Here is a 21,364-nt window from a genome sequence, read left to right as displayed (position 1 = left end):
CGGCTGAGCTGTTCGTGGCCCGGCTAGAATTGGAGTTGTCGCGCTACCTGTGGCATCTTGAATCCTTTCGGGTTCCGGGATCGAGATTGAGGGACTGTACATGGCTGAAGCGGTGAATCCCGCGGTACGGACCGGGGACGACCAGGGCGCCGAGGCGCCGGGAGCATCCCGTCCGCTCGCCACCGGCGCGCCACGCCCGGTTCCCTCCCGCGGACTCGTGCAGCCTGCCTCGCCGACCTCCGCGCCGTCGGCGACGAGCGCCGACCAGGTGGCCCCCGGACGGCGCGGCCGGACGCGGGCCCGTATCGCCCGCCTCACGGGACGTGGCTCCTCCGGCTACTCCCCGGTGCTGGAGCCACTGCTCCGCACGGTGCGGGCGAACAACCCCAAGGAAGACCTCGACCTCATCCAGCGCGCCTACCTCGTGGCCGAGCGGAGCCACGAGGGCCAGACGCGCAAGAGCGGCGATCCGTACATCACGCACCCCGTGGCCGTCGCCACCATCCTCGCCGAACTGGGCATGACGGGCACGACCCTCGCCGCGGCACTCCTCCACGACACCGTCGAGGACACCTCGTACACGCTCGAGGAGCTGAAGCGCGACTTCGGCCCCGAGGTCGCCATGCTCGTGGACGGCGTCACGAAGCTCGACAAGGTGTCCTTCGGGGACGCCGCGCAGGCCGAGACCGTCCGCAAGATGGTGGTCGCGATGGCCAAGGACATCCGCGTGCTCGTCATCAAACTGGCCGACCGCCTCCACAACGCCCGCACGTGGCGCTTCGTCTCACCCGCATCCTCCGCGAAGAAGGCGCGGGAGACTCTCGAGATCTTCGCGCCCCTCGCGCACCGGCTCGGCATGAACACCATCAAGTGGGAGCTCGAGGACCTGTCCTTCGCGGCGCTGCATCCCAAGGTGTACGAGGAGATCGTGCGGATGGTGGGGGACAGGACCCCGGAGCGCGAGAAGCACCTCAGCCTGGTCCGCAACCAGATCGAGGAGGACCTGCGCGCCGTGAAGATCAAGGCGACGATCACGGGGCGCCCCAAGCACTACTACTCCATCTACCAGAAGATGATCGTGCGGGGTAAGGACTTCGACGACATCCATGACCTGATGGGCGTGCGCGTGCTGGTGGACAGCGTGCGCGACTGCTACGCGACCCTCGGCTCGCTGCATTCGCGGTGGAACCCCTTGCCCGGGCGGTTCAAGGACTACATCGCCATGCCGAAGTTCAACATGTACCAGTCGCTGCACACCACGGTGATCGGCCCCGGCGGGAAGCCGGTGGAGATCCAGATCCGGACGCACGACATGCACCGCCGCGCCGAGTACGGTGTCGCCGCGCACTGGAAGTACAAGAACGGCGGCAGGCAGCTCGAGGCCTCCGACAACGGGGACATGGGCTGGCTGCGGAGCCTCGTGGACTGGCAGCAGGAGACCTCCGACCCGGACGAGTTCCTCGACTCCCTGCGGTTCGAGATCAACGCGCGCGAGGTCTTCGTCTTCACGCCCAAGGGCGAGGTCATGGCGCTGCCGGCGGGTTCGACGCCGGTGGACTTCGCCTATGCCGTGCACACCGAGGTGGGCCACAGGACCATCGGTGCGAGGGTCAACGGCAAGCTCGTGCCGCTCAACAGCGAGCTCAACCACGGTGACTGGGTGGAGATCTTCACCTCCAAGGCCGAGGGCGCCGGTCCCAGCCAGGACTGGCAGGGCTTCGTCAAGTCCCCGCGCGCCCGGAACAAGATCCGCCAGTGGTTCACGAAGGAGCGCCGCGAGGAGGCGATCGACAAGGGCAAGGAGCTGCTGACGCGCGCGATGCGCAAGCAGAACCTGCCCCTGCAGCGCATGATGACGCACAGTGCGCTGCTGACCGTCGCCCAGGAACTCCGCCACCAGGACATCTCGGCCCTCTACGCGGCGGTCGGGGACGGCCACACGTCCGCGCAGAACGTCATCGAGCACCTCGTGGCGCTCATGGGCGGCCACGAGGGCGCCGAGGAGAACATTGCGGAGACGGCCGTGGCCACGCAGCCCCGCCGCCCCAAGTTCTCCGACTCGGGCGTCACGGTCCGCGGCGTCGGCGACGTCTGGGTCAAGCTCGCCCGCTGCTGCACGCCGGTGCCACCGGATCCGATCATCGGGTTCGTGACGCGCGGCTCGGGCGTATCCGTGCACCGGAGCGACTGCCGCAACGTGCAGGAGCTGCGCGACCAGCCGGACAGGATCGTCCCCGTGGACTGGGCCCCGACGCAGTCGAGCGTGTTCCTCGTGGAGATCCAGGTGGAGGCCCTCGACCGCAAGAGCCTCCTCTCGGATGTGACGAGCGTACTCGCCGAGAACCACGTGAACATCCTGGCCGCCAATGTGAACACCTCCTCGGACCGGGTCGCGATGTCACGGTTCGCATTCGAGATGGGTGACCCGAAGTACCTGAACCACATCCTCAGCGCCGTCCGCAGGATCGACGGCGTGTTCGACGTCTACCGGACCACGGGCTCCCAGCGCCGCCCCTGACACCCGGCTGCTGACATCCCCCAATACCCGGCTGCTGACATCCCTCCCAATACCCGGCTGCTGACACCCCGGTCACGTCCCGCCTCCCTGCTGCTGCGCCGTGCGTAACCGCGTCAGTGCACGCGTCTTGCCCGGCACGCGCGAGGTGTTCATGAGCGCTGCTTCGACGAGCCGCAGCGGGCAGCCGAGGTCCGCTGCCCGGCCGATCGCCCGGAGGATGGCGACGGCGTCGCCGTCCTCCCCGTGGACCGCGATGTCCAGTGCCGTCCGGAGCGGGGTCGTCACGGACACGCCGCCCACCAGGTTGACGTCGAACGGGCCCAGCGCCACCTGATGCATGACGGCGGGCGTGAAGGGTGGCAGGGCCGTGGTGCGCCGGCGGTGGTCGGTCACGAGGCTGATCACGACCGGTGGCGGGGCGCAGCCGTAGATCCAGGCTGCGCAGGAGCGTCCTAGCGCGACCCGCGGGCGGATGGAGGAGGGGACGCTGCGGGCGGCGGCCTGCGACCTGGTCGCGGGGTCCTCCCGGAAGTCGCTGCGGAGGTAGGAATCGCCGATGACCAGGTGCACGAGCCCCTCGAGCCGCATGGCCTGGAGCTCGGCCGAGGTGAAGATCTCGCCCGCATGGAAGAGCGCGCCGCCCGTGGACGTCACCGGATCCCGTGCCCCGCCCAGCGCCCGTTCGGGAGGGGCTGCGGCGTGGGCGCTGTCCAGGGGAGGCATGGCTCCAGCATCCCACCGCGCCGCCCACGGAAAAGCCCTCCGGCGGCCGATGTGGACAACGGCGCCGGAGGGCCTGGGTACCGCCCGTGGCGGCCTGCTGTCAGGAGAAGTCCTGCGCGGACCTCTGCAGCATCTCGAGCCATTGCTCACGTGCCGCGAGAGCTTCCTTCGCCGAGGCGATCTTCTTGGCGTTCCCCGCGCGTTCGGCGTCGGCGAGGTCCTCCTTGAGCTGGGCGATCGTCGCCTCGAGCTGGCTCAGCGCGCTGTTCGTGCGTGCCTTCGTCTCCGGGTTCGTCTTCGTCCAGTTCTCGTCGTCCGCGGCCTTGACCGCGTCCTCGACCTGTCGCAGGCCGCCATCGATGCGGCCCATGTCGGCGCGGGGGACCTTGCCGGCCTCGTCCCACCGGTCCCGGACGGACTGCAGTGCCTTCTTGGCCGCGGCGAGGTCCCGAATCGGCAGGATCTGCTGGGCCTCCTTGAGGAGAGCCTCCTTGGCGGCGAGATTGCCGGCGTACTCCTCGTCGACGGCTTCGTTGGCCGACTTGCGAGCCTCGAAGAAGCGGTCCTGCGCCGCACGGAAACGGGCCCACAGGGCGTCGTCATCCTTGCGGCTCGCGCGCTTGGACGCCTTCCACTCGTCCATCAGGCGCCGGTACTCGGCCGCCGTCGGACCCCAGTCCGTCGACGAGGCGAGCTGCTCGGCGCGCGCGATGAGCGCCTCCTTGGCCTGCTTCGCCTCGGCGTTGTCGCTGTCCAGCTGAGAGAAGTACGCCCGGCGGTGGCGGTCGAACACGGTGCGCGCGGACCGGAAGCGCTTCCAGAGGGCGTCCTCCGTGCCGCGGCCGAGCCTCGGCCCGTTCTTCTGGGCCGCCTTCCAGAGCTCGAAGAGCTCGTTCATCCGGGTACTGCTGGCCTTCCACTGCACGGTCGAGGGATCACGGCCGGCGAGTTCCTCGGCCTCCGCGACGATCGCCTCCCGAGCCGCGAGTTCCTTGGCCTTCAGCTCGTCCTGCACGGCGCGTTCGGCCTTCTCGAGGCCCTTGACGGCGTCGAGCAGGGCATCGATGCGAGCCTCGAGGGCGAGGACGTCGCCGACCATCTTGCGTTCGCCGACCTGCGCACGCAGGTGCTTGGCCGTCTTGGCCATGTCCGAGGACGGCGCCTTCGCCTCGACGCGCTGCTCGAGCAGCGCGACCTGGCTCACGACGTCGTCGTACTTGCGCACGAAGTAGGCCAGGGCCTCGTCGCGCGTGGCATCGGGGTACTGGCCCACCGGGTGCTCTTCACCGGCGACGAGCAGGAAGACGTGGCCGTCCTCCTCGACCCGCGCGAACTGGCCGGCCACCTCGAGGGACGTGCTGTGGGCAGCCGGAGCGGCCAGGGGCTGGGCGGCCTTCCTGAGCGGCCGGGGGGCCATGGCGGTGGGCAGCGGCGGCCGTGTGGCGGCCAGGCGCGGCGAGGGAGTGCTCAGCGGCGCGGGGTCGGCTGCGAGGGGTACCGACGGCTCGTCCGCGTCGGCGGGCGCGGCGGCAGGTGATTCTTCCTCATCGGGCACCGACGCCTCGGCCTCGGCGGTACCTGCGGCTTCCGCTGCCGCCGCATCCACCTCGCCGGCAGGAGGCTGCGCCGACGCCGTCGGTTCCGCTGCACCGGTTTCGTCCGTGCCGGTTTCGTCCGTGCCGGTTTCGTCCGTGCCGGTTTCGTCCGCGCCGGTTTCATCCGTGCCGGTTTCGTCCGTACCGGGTTCCGTGCCGTCGGCTACGGACGGGAAGGTGCCGGTGCCATCGGCTGACACGGCGTCCTGCTGCGTGTCCTGGTCGATGGTCGTTTCGTCGGATTGCTGACTGTCTGTCACCGCTAGAAGTCTTTCACTCGTCGGATGGCCGTGAGCAACGCCGGGGCCATTTCATGCAGGGTCTAGGAGTCTATCGGTCCGGCCGATCGGATCGTGGCGGGAGAGCCCCCGTGGACGACCTCCACCAGTACCACCGATCACCGGAACAACGCAGTCCCTGCCCTGAGGCTACTTTACCCATGAGCCCTTCGATCCGCGCCGGGGAGCGGGCGCCGGGCCTGCCGCTGGACGGGCGCCGTCCCGTCGGTACGGCGCCTTTTTCCGGGAACCTCCCGCGGGACCTAGGATTGAGCCCGCAGAACCGGACCGCCCTCCCCATCGGGCGGCGACGACGGCACCCAGCGCAGGAGGAGACCTACCCCATGGCCCGCAAGGCATCACTGTCCGGCTTTCCCGAATGGCTACCGGAGGAGCGCCTGATCGAGCTCCATGTCCTCGAGGTGCTGCAGCGGACGTTCGAGCTCCACGGCTTCTCCAGCATCGAGACCCGCGCGGTCGAGACGGTGGACCACCTCCTCCGCAAGGGTGAGATCGACAAGGAGGTGTACGCCGTCTCCCGCCTGCAGGCCGATGAGGCGTCCGCCTCCGAAAGCGGCCTCGCGCTCCACTACGACCTGACGGTGCCCTTCGCACGCTATGTCGTCGAGAACGCCGGCCACCTCGCGTTCCCCTTCCGCAGGTTCCAGATCCAGAAATGCTGGCGCGGTGAACGGCCCCAGGAGGGACGCGCGCGCGAGTTCACCCAGGCGGACATCGACGTCGTCGGAGACGGCGTCCTGCCGTTCCGGTACGACGTCGAACTCGCCCTCGCGGTGGTCGAGGCCCTCGGTGCCCTGCCGATCCCGCACTTCACGCTGCGCGTCAACAACCGGAAGCTCGCCGAGGGCTTCTACCGCGGCATCGGTCTCGAAGACACCGCGGCGGTCCTGCGCAGCATCGACAAGCTCGAGAAGATCGGCCCCGAGAAGGTGGGCGCCCTGCTCCGCGACGAGGTCGGCGCCGACGACCACCAGGTCCGGCTCGCCCTCGATCTCGCGGGCATCCGTACTCCGGACACCTCGTTCGTCGAACGGGTGCGCGCCCTCGGGGTCACGAACGATCTCCTCGAGGAAGGCCTCGAGGAGCTCCGGCAGGTCGTCGGAGAGGCGTCCCGGCGGGCGCCCGGGCGCGTGGTCGCGGACCTGAGCATCGCCCGCGGACTCGACTACTACACGGGAACGGTCTACGAGACGGTGCTCGACGGACACGAGGGGCTCGGCTCCATCTGCTCCGGCGGCCGCTACGACTCCCTCGCCCGCAAGGGCAACCGCACCTTCCCCGGCGTCGGGCTGTCCATCGGGGTCACGCGGATCGTCTCGCGCATCCTCAGCCAGGGCTTCGCCACGGTGTCCCGGGGCGTGCCCACGGCCGTCCTCGTGACGCTCGCCGACGACGACTCGTGGTCGCAGGCGCAGGACGTCGCCGCCGCGCTGAGGAGCCGCGGCATCTCCGCGGAGGTCGCGGCGACGGCCGAGAAGTTCGGCAAGCAGATCAAGTTCGCGGATCGCCGCGGCATCCCCTTCGTATGGTTCACCTCGCCCGAGGGCGCGCACGAGGTCAAGGACATCCGCTCCGGCGACCAGGTGCCCGCCGACCCCGCCTCGTGGTCGCCCCCGGCCGAGGACCTCCGCCCGGTGGTCGCCTCCGCCTGACGGCCCGTCCCCGGTGCTGCGGTCCGTGTCGAGGTCGCCGCGCGCGGTCAGGCCCGCCGTCGACGCCGTGCGAGCACCACGCCCCGGGCAGCAGCGCCCGCCGCGAGGACGCCGAGCATCGTGGCGACCGATACGGCAGGGAGGGTGAAGGCGAGCAGGAGGCACCCGGCCGCGCCGACCGCGTTCAGCCAGCGCGGGGCGTACCACTGCCGTTCGGTGAGCGTGAAGGCCGCGATGTTGGCGATCGCGTAGTACACCAGGACGCCGAAGCTGGAGAACCCGACCACGGTCAGCACGTCGGTGGTGACCAGGAGGCCGACGACGACGGCGGCTGTCACGATGTCGGCGGCCCACGGCACGGAGTAGCGCGCGGAGATGCGCGCGAGAGCGCTCGGCAGGTCGCCCTGGCGCGCCATGGCGAGGCTCGTGCGGCCCACCCCCGCGATGAGCGCGAGCAGGGCACCGAGGCTGGCCAGGGCGGCAGCGATGGTGACCACGGCTCCACCCCGGCCCATGGAGCCCTCCCCGGGGACGCCGACGTCGATGACGTCGCGGAGCGGTGCCGTGGCGCCGGCGAGGCCCCCGGGACCGAGGGCGTGCAGGAGCGAGAGCGCCAGGAGCAGGTACAGCAGGAGCGTGAAACCGAGGGCGCCGAAGATCGCCGCGGGGATGTTCCGGCGCGGATTCCGGACCTCCTCGCCCATCGTGGCGATCCGGGCGTAGCCCGCGAACGCGAAGAACAGCAGCGCCGAGGCCTGCAGCACGCCTCCGATCCCGGTCGCTCCGTCGGACGGGGACCGGGCCGCGGGCGACGAGAAGCCGACGACGACCACGAAGGCCAGGACCGGGACCACGAGCGAGACGATCACGCGCGTGGCGAGGGCCGTGCGGGTCACGCCGAGGAGGTTGACGACCGTGAGCCCCACGACGGCGGCCACCGCCGCGGCCTTCTCGGCGCCCGGGGCCGCATACAGGCCGAAGACGAGGGCCATCGCCGCGCAGGACGCAGCCTTGCCGGTGACGAAGCTCCAGCCGGCGAGGAATCCGGGCCAGTGCCCGAGTTGTTCGCGTCCATAGACATAGGTGCCCCCGCTCGAGGGGTACCGCACGGCGAGGGAGGCGGTCGCCGAGGCGTTGCAGTAGGCGACGAAGCCGGCGATCACGACGGCGAGGGGCAGGAGCGCCCCCGCGGCCGCACCGGCCGGGGCGAAGACCACGAACGCGCCGGCGCCGATCATGGCGCCGATCCCGACGGTGGTGGCGTCGAAGCCGCCCAGGACGCGGCGGAGTGCCGGTTGCTCGGACATGGTCCTCCTCGGGATCGGCAGCAGCGGTCGGACGGTGGTCGCGGGACGACACGACCCCTCCGGGTCCCTGTCCGGGCGTCCTGACCGGGACCGGTAAAGTTGGTCGGGCTTGACGCAACTCTAGGCAGGTACTCACGACGCCTGCGACTCATCTGACACATCTGTGGGAAGGAATGCTGTGCTCCGCACGCATGAACTCGGCTCCCTTCGGCCCGAGCACGTAGGACAAACGGTCACCCTGGCGGGGTGGGTCGCCCGCCGCCGCGACCACGGCGGGGTCGCCTTCCTCGATCTCCGCGACGCGTCGGGATTCGCCCAGGTCGTGGTGCGCGAGGAGGACGTCTTCTCCAGCCTGCGCAACGAATACGTCCTGCAGATCGTCGGCACGGTGCAGCAGCGGCCCGAGGGGAACGAGAACCCCGCACTTCCCACGGGGGCCATCGAGGTCATCGCCGACACCGTGCGGATCCTCAACACCTCCGAGCCGCTGCCGTTCCAGATCGACGAGCACGTCGAGGTGGGTGAGGAGGCGCGACTGCGCCACCGGTACCTGGACCTCCGCCGTCCGGGCCCCCAGGCGAACCTCCGCCTGCGCTCCGAGGCCAGCCGGGTGGCGCGCGAGCTCCTGCACGCGGACGGTTTCGTCGAGATCGAGACCCCCACGCTGACCCGTTCCACCCCCGAGGGTGCCCGCGACTTCCTCGTGCCGGCGCGCCTCGCCCCCGGCTCCTGGTACGCCCTGCCGCAGTCGCCCCAGCTGTTCAAGCAGCTCCTGCAGGTCGGCGGGTTCGAGAAGTACTACCAGATCGCCCGCTGCTACCGGGACGAGGACTTCCGCGCCGACCGGCAGCCGGAGTTCACGCAGCTCGACATCGAGGCGAGCTTCGTGGAGGAGGACGACATCATCGCGCTCGGCGAGCAGCTGGTGTCGTCGCTGTGGAAGCTCATCGACGTCGAGATCCCCCTGCCCATCCGCCGCATGACCTACGCCGAGGCCATGGCGAAGTACGGCTCGGACAAGCCCGACCTCCGGTTCGGGCTCGAGCTGACGGAGCTGACCGAATTCTTCAAGGACACGGAATTCGGTGTCTTCAAGGCGCCCTACGTCGGCGCCGTCGTCATGCCCGGCGGTGCTGCCCAGCCGCGTCGCCAGCTGGACGCCTGGCAGGAATGGGCCAAGCAGCGCGGCGCCAAGGGCCTCGCCTACGTCCTGATCGACGCCGACGGCAGCCTCCGCGGCCCGGTCGCGAAGAACCTGACGGACGCGGAACGGGACGGCCTCGCGGCTGCCACCGGCGCCGAGCCCGGCGACTGCATCTTCTTCGCGGCGGGCGACCGCACGTCGTCGCGCGCCATCCTCGGCGCAGCCCGGGTGGAGATCGGACGGCGCACCGGCCTCATCAAGGAGGGCGACTGGGCCTTCGTGTGGGTCGTCGACGCCCCCATGTTCGAGCCGGCGTCGGCCGCGGTGGCCGCGGGCGACGTCGCCGTCGGTGGAGGAGCGTGGACAGCCGTCCACCACGCCTTCACGTCCCCGAAGCCCGAGTTCCTCGACACGTTCGACACCGACCCGGAGAACGCCCTGGCCTACGCCTACGACATCGTCTGCAACGGCAACGAACTCGGCGGTGGATCGATCCGTATCCACCAGCGCGACGTCCAGGAGCGTGTCTTCGCGGTCATGGGCCTCGGCGCCGAGGAAGCCCAGGAGAAGTTCGGCTTCCTGCTCGAAGGCTTCAAGTACGGCGCGCCTCCGCACGGCGGCATCGCGCTCGGCTGGGACCGCGTCGTCTCCCTGCTCGCGGGCGCGGATTCGATTCGCGACGTCATCGCCTTCCCGAAGTCCGGTGGCGGCTACGACCCGCTGACGGCAGCACCCGCGCCGATCACGGCGCAGCAGCGCAAGGAGGCCGGCGTCGACGCCAGGCCGAAGGCCGAGGGCTGATCGGCGCGCCCGTGCCCTGATGCCGCACCGAGGGACGGGACGCTCTTCACGGAGTGTCCCGTCCCTCCTGCGTAGGTGCCGTCGCGGCGTCGCGTCCTGCGAGCGCCGTCGCCGATCGCTCTCGGACGAATTGTGACGCATCGGCCGAGGGGATGGGCGCGCTGTGAAATAATCGGGTCAGTACGTGCTCCGGGGTCGGTGTAAGTCCGAACCGGCGGTGATAGTCCGCGACCCGTCAGGGGTCCCGCATCCGCGGGACCGCGACGGTTGAGCCGGTGGAATTCCGGGACCGACAGTCAAAGTCTGGATGGGAGAAGCACGAACAGCAGGGACTCGCCGCTGCCCGCGGAACGGGCCGCGGCACGCGTCGCGGTTCCGTCCGTGACGGAGCGTCCCTCCTGCTGCCATTGCCCGGAGCCGTCGTATCGGTGAAGGATCGGCATGGATTTTCTGCAGTGGCTCTTCGAAGCCCGCATCCCGGTGGGTGATGGTTCCCTCCTGCTGCGTGAAGTGGTGGGCAACGTGTTCGGCCTCCTCAGCGCCCTCGGCGGCATGCGCCGTCGCGTGTGGGCGTGGCCGGTCGGGATTCTCGGCAACCTCCTGCTCCTGACGGTCTTCCTCGGATCCGTCTTCGGGGCTGCGAGCGCCGCCAACCTGCTCGGACAGGCCGGGCGCCAGGTGATGTTCATCGCCGTCTCGATCTACGGGTGGCGTCAGTGGCAGGCCAGCCGCCAGCGCGGCGGGCAGGCCGTCATGCCGCAGTGGGCCGGTACGAGGGCCCGCCTCGGCATGGTCGCCTTTTTGATCGTCGGGACCTTCGCGCTGACCCCGCTCTTCCGCGCCCTCGGCTCGTACGAGCCCGTCTGGGCCGACGCCTGGACCTTCGTCGGATCCCTGCTCGCCACCTACGGCATGGCCAAGGGCTGGGTCGAGTTCTGGCTCGTCTGGGTCGCCGTCGACATCGTCGGGGTACCCCTGCTCTTCAGCGCCGGCTACTACGCCAGCGCCTTCATGTACATGTTCTACGGTGCGTTCACCCTCATCGGCTTCTTCGTGTGGGCCCGCGCCCAGCGCACGGCCAAGCCCGGCATCGAGACCCTCCTGCCGGAGCCCACGCTGCGATGAGCACGACGACGTCCGGTACCGCCGGTGCCACCGCCGCCGAATCGGCCGCCATGCAGCGCGCCCTGGACCTCGCCGCGCGGGGCGTGCGGGGAGCCAACCCCCTGGTGGGCGCCGTCGTCCTCTCCGCCGGCGGCGTCGTCCTCGGCGAGGGATACCACCGCGGTGCGGGCACTCCGCACGCCGAGCCGGCCGCCCTCGCGGACGCCCGCCGTCGCGGCAACGACCCGCGCGGCGCCACGATGGTGGTCACCCTCGAGCCGTGCGACCACACCGGGCGGACGGGGCCCTGCAGCGGTGCCCTGATCGAGGCCGGCGTGGCACGCGTGGTCTACGCCGCGGACGACGTCAACGGTGCCGCTGCCGGGGGCGGCCGGAGGCTCCGCGACGCCGGTGTCGACTGCCTGGGCGGACACGAGGCCGCCCGCTCGCAGGAGCTCAACGAGCGCTGGAGCGCAGCCGTCCTCGGCAGCCGGCCCTTCGTGACCCTGAAGTCCGCGCAGTCCCTCGACGGCCGTGTCGCGGCGTCGGACGGGTCCAGCCAGTGGATCACCGGCGCCGAAGCACGCGCTGACGGGCACCGGATCCGCGCCCTCGCCGACGCCGTGCTGGTGGGTACCGGCACGGTCCTCGCCGACGATCCGCAACTCACCGCGCGAAGCGCCGGCGGGGAGGCCTCCGGAGCGGGAGGCCTCCGGGTCGTCATGGGTGAGACGCCCGTGCCCGACGGCGCCGCCGTCAGGGGAGAGGGCTTCCTCCAGCTGCGGAGCCGGGACGTGGGCGAGGTCCTCGACGAGCTCCACGGCCGGGGAGTCCGCCACCTCCTCGTCGAGGGGGGCCCGCGGATCGCCTCCGCGTTCCTCCGGGCCGGTGTCGTCGACGAGCTGTTCAGCTACGTCGCGCCGCTGATCCTCGGCGACGGCGCACCCGCCTTCCCGGACCTCGGCGTCGGGACCCTCGCCGACGCCGACCGGTGGGTGCTCGACGACGCCGGAGGACCCGGCGTCCGTCAGCTCGGCGCGGACGTCCGGCTGCACCTGCGTCCGCCGTCGCCCTCCTGATCCGCACCTGATCCCCGTCCACCCCCAAGCAACCCACCCGAAGGAAGTACCAGTGTTCACAGGAATCGTGTCCGAGCAGGGCAGCGTGGTCTCACTCGAGCTCACGGCGGACGGCGAGAGCGGCCTGCTCGTCTTCGAAGCGCCGGAGACCGGGAGGGACCTCACGCCCGGTGCTTCGATCGCCGTCAACGGCGTGTGCCTGACGGCCGTCACGCTCGACTCCGGGCGTGTCGGCGTCGATGTCATGGGTGAGACCCTCCGCCGCACCACCACGGGCGCGCTGCAGCCCGGCGCCCCCGTCAACCTCGAGCGGTGCGTGCCCGCGGGCGGACGCCTCGACGGCCACGTGGTGCAGGGGCACGTGGACGGCATCGGCGTACTCCTCGAGCGCGAGGACCTCGGTGCGTGGCACAGGCTCCGCTTCGGGCTGCCTGCCAGACTGGGACGCTACGCCGCGGAGAAGGGCTCCGTGGCGATCGACGGGGTCTCGCTGACCGTCACGGCCGTCAGCGCACCCGACGAACCGGAGCAGTGGTTCGAGGTGGGACTCATCCCGACCACCCTCAAGGAGACCGGCCTCGGCGCCAAGGCCCTGGGCGATCCGGTCAACCTCGAGATGGACGTCCTCGCCAAGTACGCCGAACGCCTCCTCGGGTTCGCCGCCGCGGACGCCCGGGCCGCCGTCGACGGGGGAGCGCAGTGACGGGGACCGAGGTGATCCGGCTCGACCCGGTCACCGACGCGATCGCCGCGATCTCCGCCGGCCGCGCCGTCGTCGTCGTCGATGACGAGGACCGCGAGAACGAGGGAGACATCGTCTTCGCCGCCGAGGACGCGACGCCGGAGCTGGTCGGCTGGACGGTCCGCTGGACCTCCGGTGTCCTCTGCGTGCCGATGCGCGCCGAGGACGCCGACCGCCTCCTCCTCCCGCCGATGACCGCCGTGAACGAGGACTCCAAGGGCACGGCCTACACGGTGTCCTGCGATGCGGCGGCGGGCGTCAGCACGGGTATCAGTGCCGCGGACCGGGCCCGCACCGCCAGGGTCCTCGCCGATCGGTCGAGCGTGCCCGTGGACCTCACGCGGCCGGGGCACGTCTTCCCGCTGCGCGCGGCTCCCGGCGGCGTCCGCGAGCGCCCGGGACACACGGAGGCGGGAGTCGAGCTGAGCGTCCTCGCAGGCAAGGGCCCCGCAGCCGTCATCGCCGAACTGGTGCACGACGACGGCGACATGATGCGCCTGCCCGCGCTGCGCCGCTTCGCCGACGAGCACCGCATACCGCTCGTCTCGATCGAGGACCTCGTCGCCTTCGTCCGCGGACGCGACGCCCGGCAGGAGGACGAAGCGCGCGAGCGCGTCCTCCGGACGGACCCCGCCGGCGCCTGACGGCGCCCGACCACCCATCCCACGAAACACCACCGAAGGAGAACCATGAGCGGCCACGGAGCACCCAGCATCGACATCAGCGGACTGACAGGCCAGGAGGGCGCGCCCCTGCGCCTCGCGATCATCGCCGCCAGCTGGCACACCGAGATCATGGACGGCCTGCTCGACGGCGCACGCCGCGCCGCGGCCGAGGCGGGAGCGGACGTCACGGAGATCCGCGTCCCGGGCAGCTTCGAACTGCCCGTCGCCGCAGCACGCATCGCGCCGCACGTCGACGCCGTCGCCGCCCTCGGCGTCGTCATCCGGGGAGGCACGCCGCACTTCGAGTACGTCTGCCAGGCGGCGACGTCGGGACTCACCGACGTCAGCGTGCGCACGGGCGTGCCGGTCGGCTTCGGCGTGCTGACCTGCGACACGGAGCAGCAGGGGCTCGACCGCGCCGGACTGCCCGGCTCCTCGGAGGACAAGGGACACGAGGCCGTCTCCGCGGCCCTGGCGACCGCGGCCGTCCTGCGGTCCTGGGCCTGATGGCCGCGGAGGCGTCCGTCACAGGACGGGGCCCCGGTGCCGGGGCAGGCCCGCGAGCCGATAGCCTAGGGGATGTGAAAACCTTTGATTCCCTGTTCGAGGAACTCAGCGCGAAGGCCGCCGAACGGCCGGCGGGCTCGCGGACGGTAGCGGAGCTCGATTCCGGCGTGCACGGCATCGGCAAGAAGGTCGTCGAGGAGGCCGCCGAGGTCTGGATGGCCGCCGAGTACGAGTCCACCGAGGATGCGGCCGAGGAGATCTCGCAGCTGCTCTACCACCTGCAGGTGCTCATGCTGGCCAAGGGACTTCGCCTGGAGGACGTCTACAAGCATCTGTAGCCGCGCCGGCGCATCCGCCCGCGGCTCCTGCTTGCCCTTCCCTCCTCCAGCGAAAGACATTCCATGCTCCGTGTAGCAGTCCCCAACAAGGGCGCCCTCTCCGAGGCCGCCTCGTCCATGCTCGCCGAGGCCGGCTACCGCCAGCGCCGCGACTCCCGCGAGCTCGTCCTGGTCGATCCCGAGAACGAGATCGAGTTCTTCTTCCTCCGACCCCGTGACATCGCGGTGTACGTGGGGTCGGGAACCCTCGACGTCGGCCTCACCGGACGCGACCTCTTCCTCGACGCGCAGGTCGAGGCCGTGGAGCTCATGCAGCTCGGCTTCGGCGCGTCCACCTTCCGGTTCGCCGGGCCGGTGGGCGATTTCTCCTCGCCGGAGCAGCTCGAGGGCAAGCGCCTGGCCACCAGCTACGAGGGACTCCTCAAGGACTACCTCGCCGAGCGGGGCATCACGGCCGCCGTGGTCCGGCTCGACGGCGCCGTCGAATCCTCGGTACGCCTCGGTGTCGCCGACGCCATCGCCGATGTCGTCGAGACCGGCAATACGCTGCGCGCCGCGGGCATGGAGATCTTCGGCGAACCCATCCTCCGGAGCGAGGCCGTGCTGATCGGCCGGGCCGGCGTCGAGGCCCCGGCCGGGCTCGACGTCCTGCTGCGGCGCCTCCAGGGTGTCCTCGTGGCACGCCAGTACGTGATGATGGACTACGACATCCGGAAGGACCTCGTCGACGAGGCCGCGGCCCTGACGCCGGGCCTGGAGTCCCCGACCGTCTCGCCGCTGCGCGACTCCGACTGGGTGGCCGTGCGCTCCATGGTCAAGCGCAACCAGACCAACCGCATCATGGACGAGCTGTACGAACTCGGTGCGCGCGCCATCCTCGTCAGCACCATCCACGCCTGCCGGATCTAGGGGAGGGGCAGCCATGACCGTCGCCATCCGCGTCATCCCATGCCTGGACGTCGACGCCGGGCGCGTCGTCAAGGGCGTCAACTTCGAGGACCTGCGCGACGCCGGGGACCCGGTGGAACTCGCGCACCGCTACGACCGCGCGGGAGCGGACGAACTGACCTTCCTCGACGTCACCGCGTCGTCCGGGAACCGGGAGACGACCTTCGACGTCGTCGCCCGGACCGCGGAGGAGGTCTTCATCCCGCTGACCGTGGGCGGGGGCGTGCGGGAGATCTCCGACGTCGACCGCCTCCTCCGGTACGGCGCGGACAAGGCGTCCATCAACACGGCTGCCGTCGCCCGCCCGTCCGTGATCGACGAGATCACGCGGCACTTCGGTGCCCAGGTCCTCGTCCTCTCCCTCGACGCACGCCGCACGCGGGACGCCGCCACGCCGTCCGGCTTCGAGGTGACCACGTACGGTGGCCGCAAGGGCACCGGGATCGACGCCGTCGCCTGGGCCAGGGAGGCCGCGGACCGGGGCGTGGGCGAGATCCTGCTCAACTCCATCGATGCGGACGGGACCAAGGAGGGCTTCGACCTCGAACTCATCCGCGCCGTGCGTGCCGCCGTGGGCGTGCCGCTCATCGCCTCGGGCGGAGCGGGCAGGCCGGAGCACTTCCCGCCGGCCGTGCAGGCCGGTGCCGATGCGGTGCTCGCGGCCTCGGTCTTCCACTTCGGGCCGGTGGACGCCATCGCACAGGTGAAGACCGCCATCCGGGACGCGGGCTTCCCCGTCCGCTGAGGGCTCCGCCGCAGGAGACCGGTCCTCCACGGGAGGCCGGGTAGGTGCGCTGCCCGCTCAGATGCCGACGTCGGCGCTCTCGAGCAGGGCGACGGCGTCGGGCTGGCCCTCGAAGGTGACCAGGGCCTGCCGGCGGCGCCCGTGGGCGTGCATCAGCAGTTCGCCCGGATCGCCCACGATCGCCACGGAGACCGGTGCGCGCCTGGCGACGTGCCGCGGACCGTCGGGCCGCACCAGCACGATGCCGAGGTCCACGCCGCGGTAGAGGATCGCCGCACGCTTGACGAGTTCTTCCCAGAGCGCTCCGGCGTAGTCCTCGTCGAGGGACCTGGGTGCCCAGCGCGTGGTGGCGCGGCGGACGTCCTCGGTGTGGACGAAGTACTCGATGAGGTTGGCGCTCTTGTCGATCGAACTGATGCGCATCGGCGAGAACGGCGGCGGCCCGGCCAGGAAGCGGTTGACCAGGGCCTCGTACCCGGCCGGGGACGCGGCGCGCTCCGCTGTCTCCCGCGTGGCGCGCTCGGTGACCGCTGCGAGCTTCTTCACGACCATCCCGAGCCCGAGCGCGGGCCTGTGCTCGCGCAGGTAGAGGTGCGCGGCGAGGTCGCGGGTCAGCCACCCCTCACACAAAGTGGGGGCGTCGGGACCGGCTGCCAGGAGCGTCTCGGCCAGGACCTCGCGGGACGGGGCTACGTAGTGCATCACAGCTGAAAGTAGCATGTCGCGCGCGGGCGGGGCAGGCGCGCCGCGCCCCGCCGCGGACCGCACTAGAATCACAGGTGATGCCTTCCACCACGTCCTCCCAGAACACTCCCGAGACCTCCGCCGACGGCGTCCCCGGGGAAGCCGGTCCGCTCCTCGATCCGGCCATCGCCGCGACCCTCAAGAAGGACGACGCCGGCCTGGTCGCCGCCGTCGTGCAGCAGTACGACACGCGCGAGGTCCTGATGCTCGGCTGGATGGACGAGGAGGCCCTCCGGCGCACGCTGACCAGCGGGCGTGTGACCTTCTACTCGCGGTCGCGTGCCGAGTACTGGCGCAAGGGGGACACCTCCGGCCACCGCCAGTGGGTCAGGGGCGTGGCCCTCGACTGCGACGGCGACGCGCTGCTCGTCACCGTGGACCAGGAGGGTGCCGCGTGCCACACCGGCACGCGAACATGCTTCGACGGACGGGCGCTGCCCGCCGTGACCGCCGGCCGTCCCCACCCCGAAGGATCCTGACCCGATGCAGCAGCTGGGTACAATTCGCCCCACCCTGGAGGAGTTCCGCGACCTGGCCAAGGCCCGCCGCGTGGTTCCCGTGCACCTGAAAGTCCTCGCGGACGCGCACACGCCGATCGGCATCTACCGCAAGCTCGCGGCGGGAGAGCCCGGGACCTTCCTCATGGAGTCCGCCGCCGTCGGCGGCGTCTGGTCGCGCTATTCCTTCATCGGCTCCTCCTCGCGCGCCACGCTCACCACCCGGGACGGCGAGGCCTTCTGGCTGGGCGAACCGCCCGCCGGCGTACCCTCGGGCGGAGACCCGGTCGAGGCGCTGCGCCTCACGGTCGAGGCGCTGCGGACCGAACGGTTCGAGGAGCTCCCGCCGTTCACCTCCGGCATGGTCGGTTTCGTCGGCTGGGAAGCGGTGCGCCACTGGGAGCGGCTCACGAGCCCGCCCGAGGACGACCTGTTCCTGCCCGAACTCGCGATGTGCCTCGTCTCGGACCTCGCCATCCACGACAACTCCGAGGGCTCGCTCACGCTGGTCGCCAACGCCATCAACTTCGACGGCACCGACGAGCGCGTCGACGAGGCCTGGCACGACGCCGTCGCGCGCGTCCGGGCGATGCTCGCGAAGCTCGTCGCTCCGACGGAACTCGCCGTCTCGGTGATGGCCGAGGACGCGCCGACCGCCGAGGAGTCGATGGACCGGGTCCGGGAGTCCTGGTTCGAGCCCGACTACCTGCGGGCCATCGAGCGCGGCAAGCGGGCCATCGTCGACGGCGACGTCTTCCAGGTGGTCATCAGCCGGCGCTTCGAGATCGAGTGCGACGCCTCCGCGCTCGATGTCTACCGCATCCTGCGCACCACGAACCCGAGCCCCTACATGTACCTGTTCAGCCTCGAGGACGCCGAGGGCCGGGCCTACTCGATCGTGGGGAGTTCCCCGGAAGCGCTCGTCACCGTCACGGGGGACGAGGTCATCACGCATCCGATCGCGGGTTCGCGTCCGCGCGGCAGGACCACCGAGGAGGACCGCGACCTCGCCGTCGAGCTCCGCGCGGACACGAAGGAGAAGGCGGAGCACCTCATGCTCGTCGACCTCGCGCGGAACGACCTGTCGAAGGTCTGCACCCCGGGCAGCGTCGACGTCACCCAGTTCATGGAAGTGGAGAAGTTCAGCCACATCATGCACCTCGTGTCCACCGTGGTCGGCCGGCTCTCGCCCTCGAAGAGCGCCTACGACGTCCTTGCGGCGACCTTCCCCGCCGGCACGCTCTCGGGTGCGCCGAAGCCCCGCGCACTACGCCTCATCGACGAGGTGGAGCCGCACCGGCGCGGCATCTACGGCGGCGTGGTCGGCTACCTGGACTTCGCCGGGGACATGGACATGGCCATCGCCATCCGGTCGGCGCTGCTGCGGGACGGCAGGGCCTACGTGCAGTCCGGCGGAGGGATCGTCGCCGATTCGGTCCTCGAGGCGGAGGCCCTCGAGACGGTCAACAAGGCGGCGGCTCCCCTCCGGGCGGCCCTGACGGCGGCCGGGCTGCGGCCCGCGACGGCGGACTCCCAGTGAGCACGACCGGGCGTCCCGCTCCCGGCCGGTTCACCCGCCGCGGCATCGTGGTGATGGGGATCGTGGTCCTGGCGCTGCTCGCCTTCGGGTCGACGACGCAGACGTGGCTCACCGTGCGCCTGCCCCAGGAAGCCGTCCAGACCCCGGACCTCCGCGTTCCCGGCAGCGACGCGGCGACACCCGTGACGGCGTTCGCGCTCGTCGCGCTGGCCGCCGCCCTCGCCGTCTCGATCGCGGGACGCGTGGCCCGCTGGGTCATCGCCGGCATCCTCGTGCTCTCCGGCATCGGGATCGCCCTGTCCAGCGCCTCGGTGGCACTGGATCCCGCCGCCGCCGCCGAGCCCGCGATCGGTGCGGCCATCGGCGTCAGCGGCCTGGCCGGAGCCGATGCGACGGCAAGCGCCATGCCCTGGCTCGCGGTCGCAGCCGGGGCCCTGCTGGTCCTCGCCGCGGCCTGGGTGGTCCTTGCCGGCCGGACCTGGGGAGTGAACAGGCGCTACGACGCCGGCGCGTCCCGGGGCGCCCGGTCCGAGCCCGGGAGCCTCCAACCCGGAGCGCCGGCTCCGTCGACCGGTGATGTGGCTCCCGGCGTCGTTCCGGAAGGGGACGGGGATCCGGTCCGGCCGGATGCCTCGGACAGAGTGCCCGGCGGCGCCACCGCGACCGGCCCGACCGGCGCCACCGCGACCGGTCCGACCGGCGCCGGCGGCGCAGGGTCGGGGGACACGGGGTCCGGCGACGCGTCGTCCGCCGGCGCTCCATCCGCCGGCGCTCCATCCGACGGCACCGGTCACTCCGTCGGCTCCGACGAGCCCGATACCGCGGGACCGGGACGGAGCCGGAGCCGGGCGAGCGCCCACGCCGACGAGATCGACAGCTGGGACCAGCTCTCGCGCGGCAACGACCCGACGCGCTGACGCGCGTCCCCACCTGCCGACGTGCTGACGCGTGTCCCGACCCGCCGACGCAGATCCCGAGGCGCTGACGCGCGTCCCCACCCGCCGACGCAGATCCCGACGCGCTGACGCGGGTCCCGCCCCGCCGACGCAGATCCCGAGGCCCTGACGCCCGTCCCCACCCGCCGACGTCCGTTCCGGCGCACCCCGTGGCCGTGGTTCCGCCGGCCCTGCCGTGCCCGCAGGCGTTCGGCCGGGCCGCCCCATCAATGGCAGAATGGAACCAGACCCGTTCGAAGGAGATTTCCCATGGCATCCGAGACCCGCAGCTCCGCTACCCGCAACACCCCGGCGAACCACGCCCAGATGGGCGACGAGACGATCGGTCACGGCAACAGCCCCGCCGCATGGACGTGCGTGCTGATCATGCTGGCCGGTGCGGCCCTGGCCTCCTTCGCCTACATCCTCGCGAGCACCGAAGGCAACCATGACTTCGGGACGCTGCTGTTCTGGGTGGGTATCGGGATCATGTTCGTCGGCCTCATCGTCGGCTTCATCCTGCGCAGGATCGGCTACGGCGTGGGTGGATCGAAGCTCAAGAACAACGGCCACTAGATGACCGTCCTCGACGACATCATCGAGGGCGTCCGCGAGGACCTCGCGGAGCGCCGACGTGCGCTTCCCCTCGAGGACGTGCGGGCCGCAGCCCTCGCGGCACCCGCGCCCGTGGATGCCTTCGAAGCGCTCGGTAGCGGGCAGGGCGGCGCGCTGGCGGTCATCGCCGAGGTCAAGCGGAGCAGCCCGTCCAAGGGTGCCCTCGCCGATATCGCCGACCCCGCGGCCCTCGCCGCATCCTACGAAGAGGGCGGTGCAGCCGTCATCTCCGTGCTGACCGAGGAACGGCGCTTCGGCGGGTCGCTCGCCGACCTCGATGCCGTGCGTGCCGCCGTGGCCCTCCCGGTGCTCCGCAAGGACTTCACGGTGGACGAGTACCAGATCTGGGAGGCGCGGGCCCACGGTGCCGACGTCGTGCTCCTGATCGTCGCGGCCCTCACCGACGAGGAGCTGCGCTCGTTCCTCGCCCTCACGCACCGGCTCGGGATGAGCGCGATCGTGGAGACCCACACCGCCGAGGAGGTGCGGCGCGCCGTCGCCGCCGAAGCGACGATGATCGGCGTGAACGTCCGCAACCTGAAGACCCTCGATATCGACAGGAGCGTCTTCGGCGGGTTGGCGCACCTCATCCCGTCCGGCACGGTCGTCATCGCCGAATCGGGAGTACGCGACGTCGACGACGTCGCCGATTACGCAGGCAGTGGCGCGCACGCCGTCCTGGTGGGGGAGGCGCTCGTGCGGCACAGCGATCCCGCATCGACGATCGGTGCGTTCCGGCAGGCCGGCAGTGAGGCCTGGCGGGCCGTGGACGCAGCCGACGCCTGACAGCCGCGGCAGCCGGAGCGGGGACTCCCGTCCGAAGGGACGGGGAGCACAGTGAGCAGGAAACGGACCGGCCACCGCCG

At 71.2% G+C, this 21,364-nt stretch carries 20 protein-coding genes and 1 riboswitch; of the genes, 16 read left to right on the top strand and 4 right to left on the bottom strand.

The annotated features are described in order from the left end of the window. Positions 1-100 precede the first annotated feature (100 nt). Positions 101-2,518 (top strand): RelA/SpoT family protein, encoded by a 2,418-nt coding sequence (locus ACIQCY_RS12325; RefSeq protein WP_400484174.1) that lies wholly within the window; start codon positions 101-103, stop codon positions 2,516-2,518. A gap of 72 nt (positions 2,519-2,590) precedes the next feature. Here the strand turns inward: ACIQCY_RS12325 and ACIQCY_RS12320 are convergent, their stop codons facing one another. Both ACIQCY_RS12320 and ACIQCY_RS12315 read right to left on the bottom strand, forming a co-directional pair. Continuing rightward, the gene (locus tag ACIQCY_RS12320) at positions 2,591-3,241 is read right to left on the bottom strand and encodes a hypothetical protein (RefSeq protein ID WP_400484173.1); all 651 of its coding nucleotides are present in this window, start codon (positions 3,239-3,241) and stop codon (positions 2,591-2,593) included. A gap of 100 nt (positions 3,242-3,341) precedes the next feature. Continuing rightward, a complete protein-coding gene (locus ACIQCY_RS12315; protein ID WP_400484172.1) occupies positions 3,342-5,096 on the bottom strand; it encodes a DUF349 domain-containing protein in 1,755 nt (584 codons plus the stop codon). Positions 5,097-5,458: 362 nt separating this feature from the next. Here ACIQCY_RS12315 and hisS point away from each other — a divergent pair, with 362 nt between their 5' ends. Then, on the top strand, positions 5,459-6,787 hold the full coding sequence (hisS, locus tag ACIQCY_RS12310; protein WP_400484198.1) for a histidine--tRNA ligase: 1,329 nt from the start codon (positions 5,459-5,461) through the stop codon (positions 6,785-6,787). 47 nt (positions 6,788-6,834) lie between these two features. On the opposite strand, the gene ACIQCY_RS12305 is transcribed toward hisS, so the two are convergent. Further along, positions 6,835-8,094 (bottom strand): APC family permease, encoded by a 1,260-nt coding sequence (locus tag ACIQCY_RS12305; RefSeq protein ID WP_400484171.1) that lies wholly within the window; start codon positions 8,092-8,094, stop codon positions 6,835-6,837. Positions 8,095-8,272: 178 nt separating this feature from the next. Between ACIQCY_RS12305 and aspS the strand changes: the two genes are divergently transcribed. The 9 genes from aspS (at position 8,273) to hisF (ending at position 16,167) form a co-directional block, all read left to right on the top strand. Continuing rightward, positions 8,273-10,039, top strand: a complete 1,767-nt coding sequence (gene aspS / locus ACIQCY_RS12300; protein ID WP_400484170.1) for an aspartate--tRNA ligase — start codon at positions 8,273-8,275, stop codon at positions 10,037-10,039. Positions 10,040-10,220: 181 nt separating this feature from the next. Then, a riboswitch (FMN riboswitch) is annotated at positions 10,221-10,362 on the top strand. A 118-nt stretch (positions 10,363-10,480) separates the two neighbouring features. Continuing rightward, entirely contained in the window at positions 10,481-11,164 is a 684-nt protein-coding gene (pnuC, locus tag ACIQCY_RS12295; protein WP_400484169.1) for a nicotinamide riboside transporter PnuC, read from the top strand. Then, positions 11,161-12,222 (top strand): bifunctional diaminohydroxyphosphoribosylaminopyrimidine deaminase/5-amino-6-(5-phosphoribosylamino)uracil reductase RibD, encoded by a 1,062-nt coding sequence (ribD, locus tag ACIQCY_RS12290; protein ID WP_400484168.1) that lies wholly within the window; start codon positions 11,161-11,163, stop codon positions 12,220-12,222. Before pnuC ends, ribD begins: the two co-directional genes overlap by 4 nt. A 52-nt stretch (positions 12,223-12,274) precedes the next feature. Next, complete coding sequence (locus ACIQCY_RS12285; protein ID WP_400484167.1) at positions 12,275-12,925, top strand: riboflavin synthase; 651 nt, start codon at positions 12,275-12,277, stop codon at positions 12,923-12,925. Then, the gene (ribB, locus tag ACIQCY_RS12280; RefSeq protein ID WP_400484166.1) at positions 12,922-13,608 is read left to right on the top strand and encodes a 3,4-dihydroxy-2-butanone-4-phosphate synthase; all 687 of its coding nucleotides are present in this window, start codon (positions 12,922-12,924) and stop codon (positions 13,606-13,608) included. The genes ACIQCY_RS12285 and ribB overlap by 4 nt, the downstream gene beginning before the upstream one ends. Before the next feature lie 45 nt (positions 13,609-13,653). After that, on the top strand, positions 13,654-14,136 hold the full coding sequence (gene ribH / locus ACIQCY_RS12275; protein ID WP_400484165.1) for a 6,7-dimethyl-8-ribityllumazine synthase: 483 nt from the start codon (positions 13,654-13,656) through the stop codon (positions 14,134-14,136). A gap of 74 nt (positions 14,137-14,210) precedes the next feature. Continuing rightward, positions 14,211-14,474: a phosphoribosyl-ATP diphosphatase gene (locus ACIQCY_RS12270; protein WP_400484164.1), complete on the top strand. Its 264-nt coding sequence runs from the start codon at positions 14,211-14,213 to the stop codon at positions 14,472-14,474. Between the two features lie 63 nt (positions 14,475-14,537). Continuing rightward, on the top strand, positions 14,538-15,383 hold the full coding sequence (gene hisG, locus ACIQCY_RS12265) for an ATP phosphoribosyltransferase (RefSeq protein WP_400484163.1): 846 nt from the start codon (positions 14,538-14,540) through the stop codon (positions 15,381-15,383). Between the two features lie 13 nt (positions 15,384-15,396). Beyond that, positions 15,397-16,167, top strand: a complete 771-nt coding sequence (gene hisF, locus ACIQCY_RS12260) for an imidazole glycerol phosphate synthase subunit HisF (protein WP_400484162.1) — start codon at positions 15,397-15,399, stop codon at positions 16,165-16,167. A 57-nt stretch (positions 16,168-16,224) separates the two neighbouring features. On the opposite strand, the gene ACIQCY_RS12255 is transcribed toward hisF, so the two are convergent. After that, a complete protein-coding gene (locus ACIQCY_RS12255; RefSeq protein WP_400484161.1) occupies positions 16,225-16,869 on the bottom strand; it encodes a TIGR03085 family metal-binding protein in 645 nt (214 codons plus the stop codon). A gap of 80 nt (positions 16,870-16,949) precedes the next feature. Here ACIQCY_RS12255 and hisI point away from each other — a divergent pair, with 80 nt between their 5' ends. The 5 genes from hisI (at position 16,950) to trpC (ending at position 21,284) form a co-directional block, all read left to right on the top strand. Next, positions 16,950-17,390 (top strand): phosphoribosyl-AMP cyclohydrolase, encoded by a 441-nt coding sequence (hisI, locus tag ACIQCY_RS12250; RefSeq protein WP_400484160.1) that lies wholly within the window; start codon positions 16,950-16,952, stop codon positions 17,388-17,390. Positions 17,391-17,394: 4 nt separating this feature from the next. Beyond that, positions 17,395-18,948 (top strand): anthranilate synthase component I, encoded by a 1,554-nt coding sequence (locus tag ACIQCY_RS12245; RefSeq protein ID WP_400484159.1) that lies wholly within the window; start codon positions 17,395-17,397, stop codon positions 18,946-18,948. Continuing rightward, positions 18,945-19,865 (top strand): Trp biosynthesis-associated membrane protein, encoded by a 921-nt coding sequence (locus ACIQCY_RS12240; protein ID WP_400484158.1) that lies wholly within the window; start codon positions 18,945-18,947, stop codon positions 19,863-19,865. Before ACIQCY_RS12245 ends, ACIQCY_RS12240 begins: the two co-directional genes overlap by 4 nt. A gap of 288 nt (positions 19,866-20,153) precedes the next feature. Further along, complete coding sequence (locus ACIQCY_RS12235; protein ID WP_400484157.1) at positions 20,154-20,459, top strand: HGxxPAAW family protein; 306 nt, start codon at positions 20,154-20,156, stop codon at positions 20,457-20,459. After that, positions 20,460-21,284, top strand: a complete 825-nt coding sequence (gene trpC / locus ACIQCY_RS12230; protein ID WP_400484156.1) for an indole-3-glycerol phosphate synthase TrpC — start codon at positions 20,460-20,462, stop codon at positions 21,282-21,284. The last annotated feature ends 80 nt before the right edge of the window (positions 21,285-21,364 follow it).

It is taken from the genome of Arthrobacter sp. NPDC092385 (assembly GCF_044755105.1).
Lineage (GTDB): Bacteria > Actinomycetota > Actinomycetes > Actinomycetales > Micrococcaceae > Arthrobacter_D.
This window is presented reverse-complemented; position numbering and strand designations above follow the sequence as displayed.

Coding starts and splice junctions, on each gene's coding strand:
- ACIQCY_RS12325 (WP_400484174.1), top strand. CDS start 101: ATGGCTGAAGCGGTGAATCCCGCGGTACGGACCGGGGACGACCAGGGC.
- ACIQCY_RS12320 (WP_400484173.1), bottom strand. CDS start 3,241: ATGCCTCCCCTGGACAGCGCCCACGCCGCAGCCCCTCCCGAACGGGCG.
- hisS (WP_400484198.1), top strand. CDS start 5,459: ATGGCCCGCAAGGCATCACTGTCCGGCTTTCCCGAATGGCTACCGGAG.
- ACIQCY_RS12305 (WP_400484171.1), bottom strand. CDS start 8,094: ATGTCCGAGCAACCGGCACTCCGCCGCGTCCTGGGCGGCTTCGACGCC.
- pnuC (WP_400484169.1), top strand. CDS start 10,481: ATGGATTTTCTGCAGTGGCTCTTCGAAGCCCGCATCCCGGTGGGTGAT.
- ribD (WP_400484168.1), top strand. CDS start 11,161: ATGAGCACGACGACGTCCGGTACCGCCGGTGCCACCGCCGCCGAATCG.
- ribH (WP_400484165.1), top strand. CDS start 13,654: ATGAGCGGCCACGGAGCACCCAGCATCGACATCAGCGGACTGACAGGC.
- hisG (WP_400484163.1), top strand. CDS start 14,538: ATGCTCCGTGTAGCAGTCCCCAACAAGGGCGCCCTCTCCGAGGCCGCC.
- hisF (WP_400484162.1), top strand. CDS start 15,397: ATGACCGTCGCCATCCGCGTCATCCCATGCCTGGACGTCGACGCCGGG.
- ACIQCY_RS12255 (WP_400484161.1), bottom strand. CDS start 16,869: ATGCACTACGTAGCCCCGTCCCGCGAGGTCCTGGCCGAGACGCTCCTG.
- hisI (WP_400484160.1), top strand. CDS start 16,950: ATGCCTTCCACCACGTCCTCCCAGAACACTCCCGAGACCTCCGCCGAC.
- ACIQCY_RS12245 (WP_400484159.1), top strand. CDS start 17,395: ATGCAGCAGCTGGGTACAATTCGCCCCACCCTGGAGGAGTTCCGCGAC.
- ACIQCY_RS12235 (WP_400484157.1), top strand. CDS start 20,154: ATGGCATCCGAGACCCGCAGCTCCGCTACCCGCAACACCCCGGCGAAC.
- trpC (WP_400484156.1), top strand. CDS start 20,460: ATGACCGTCCTCGACGACATCATCGAGGGCGTCCGCGAGGACCTCGCG.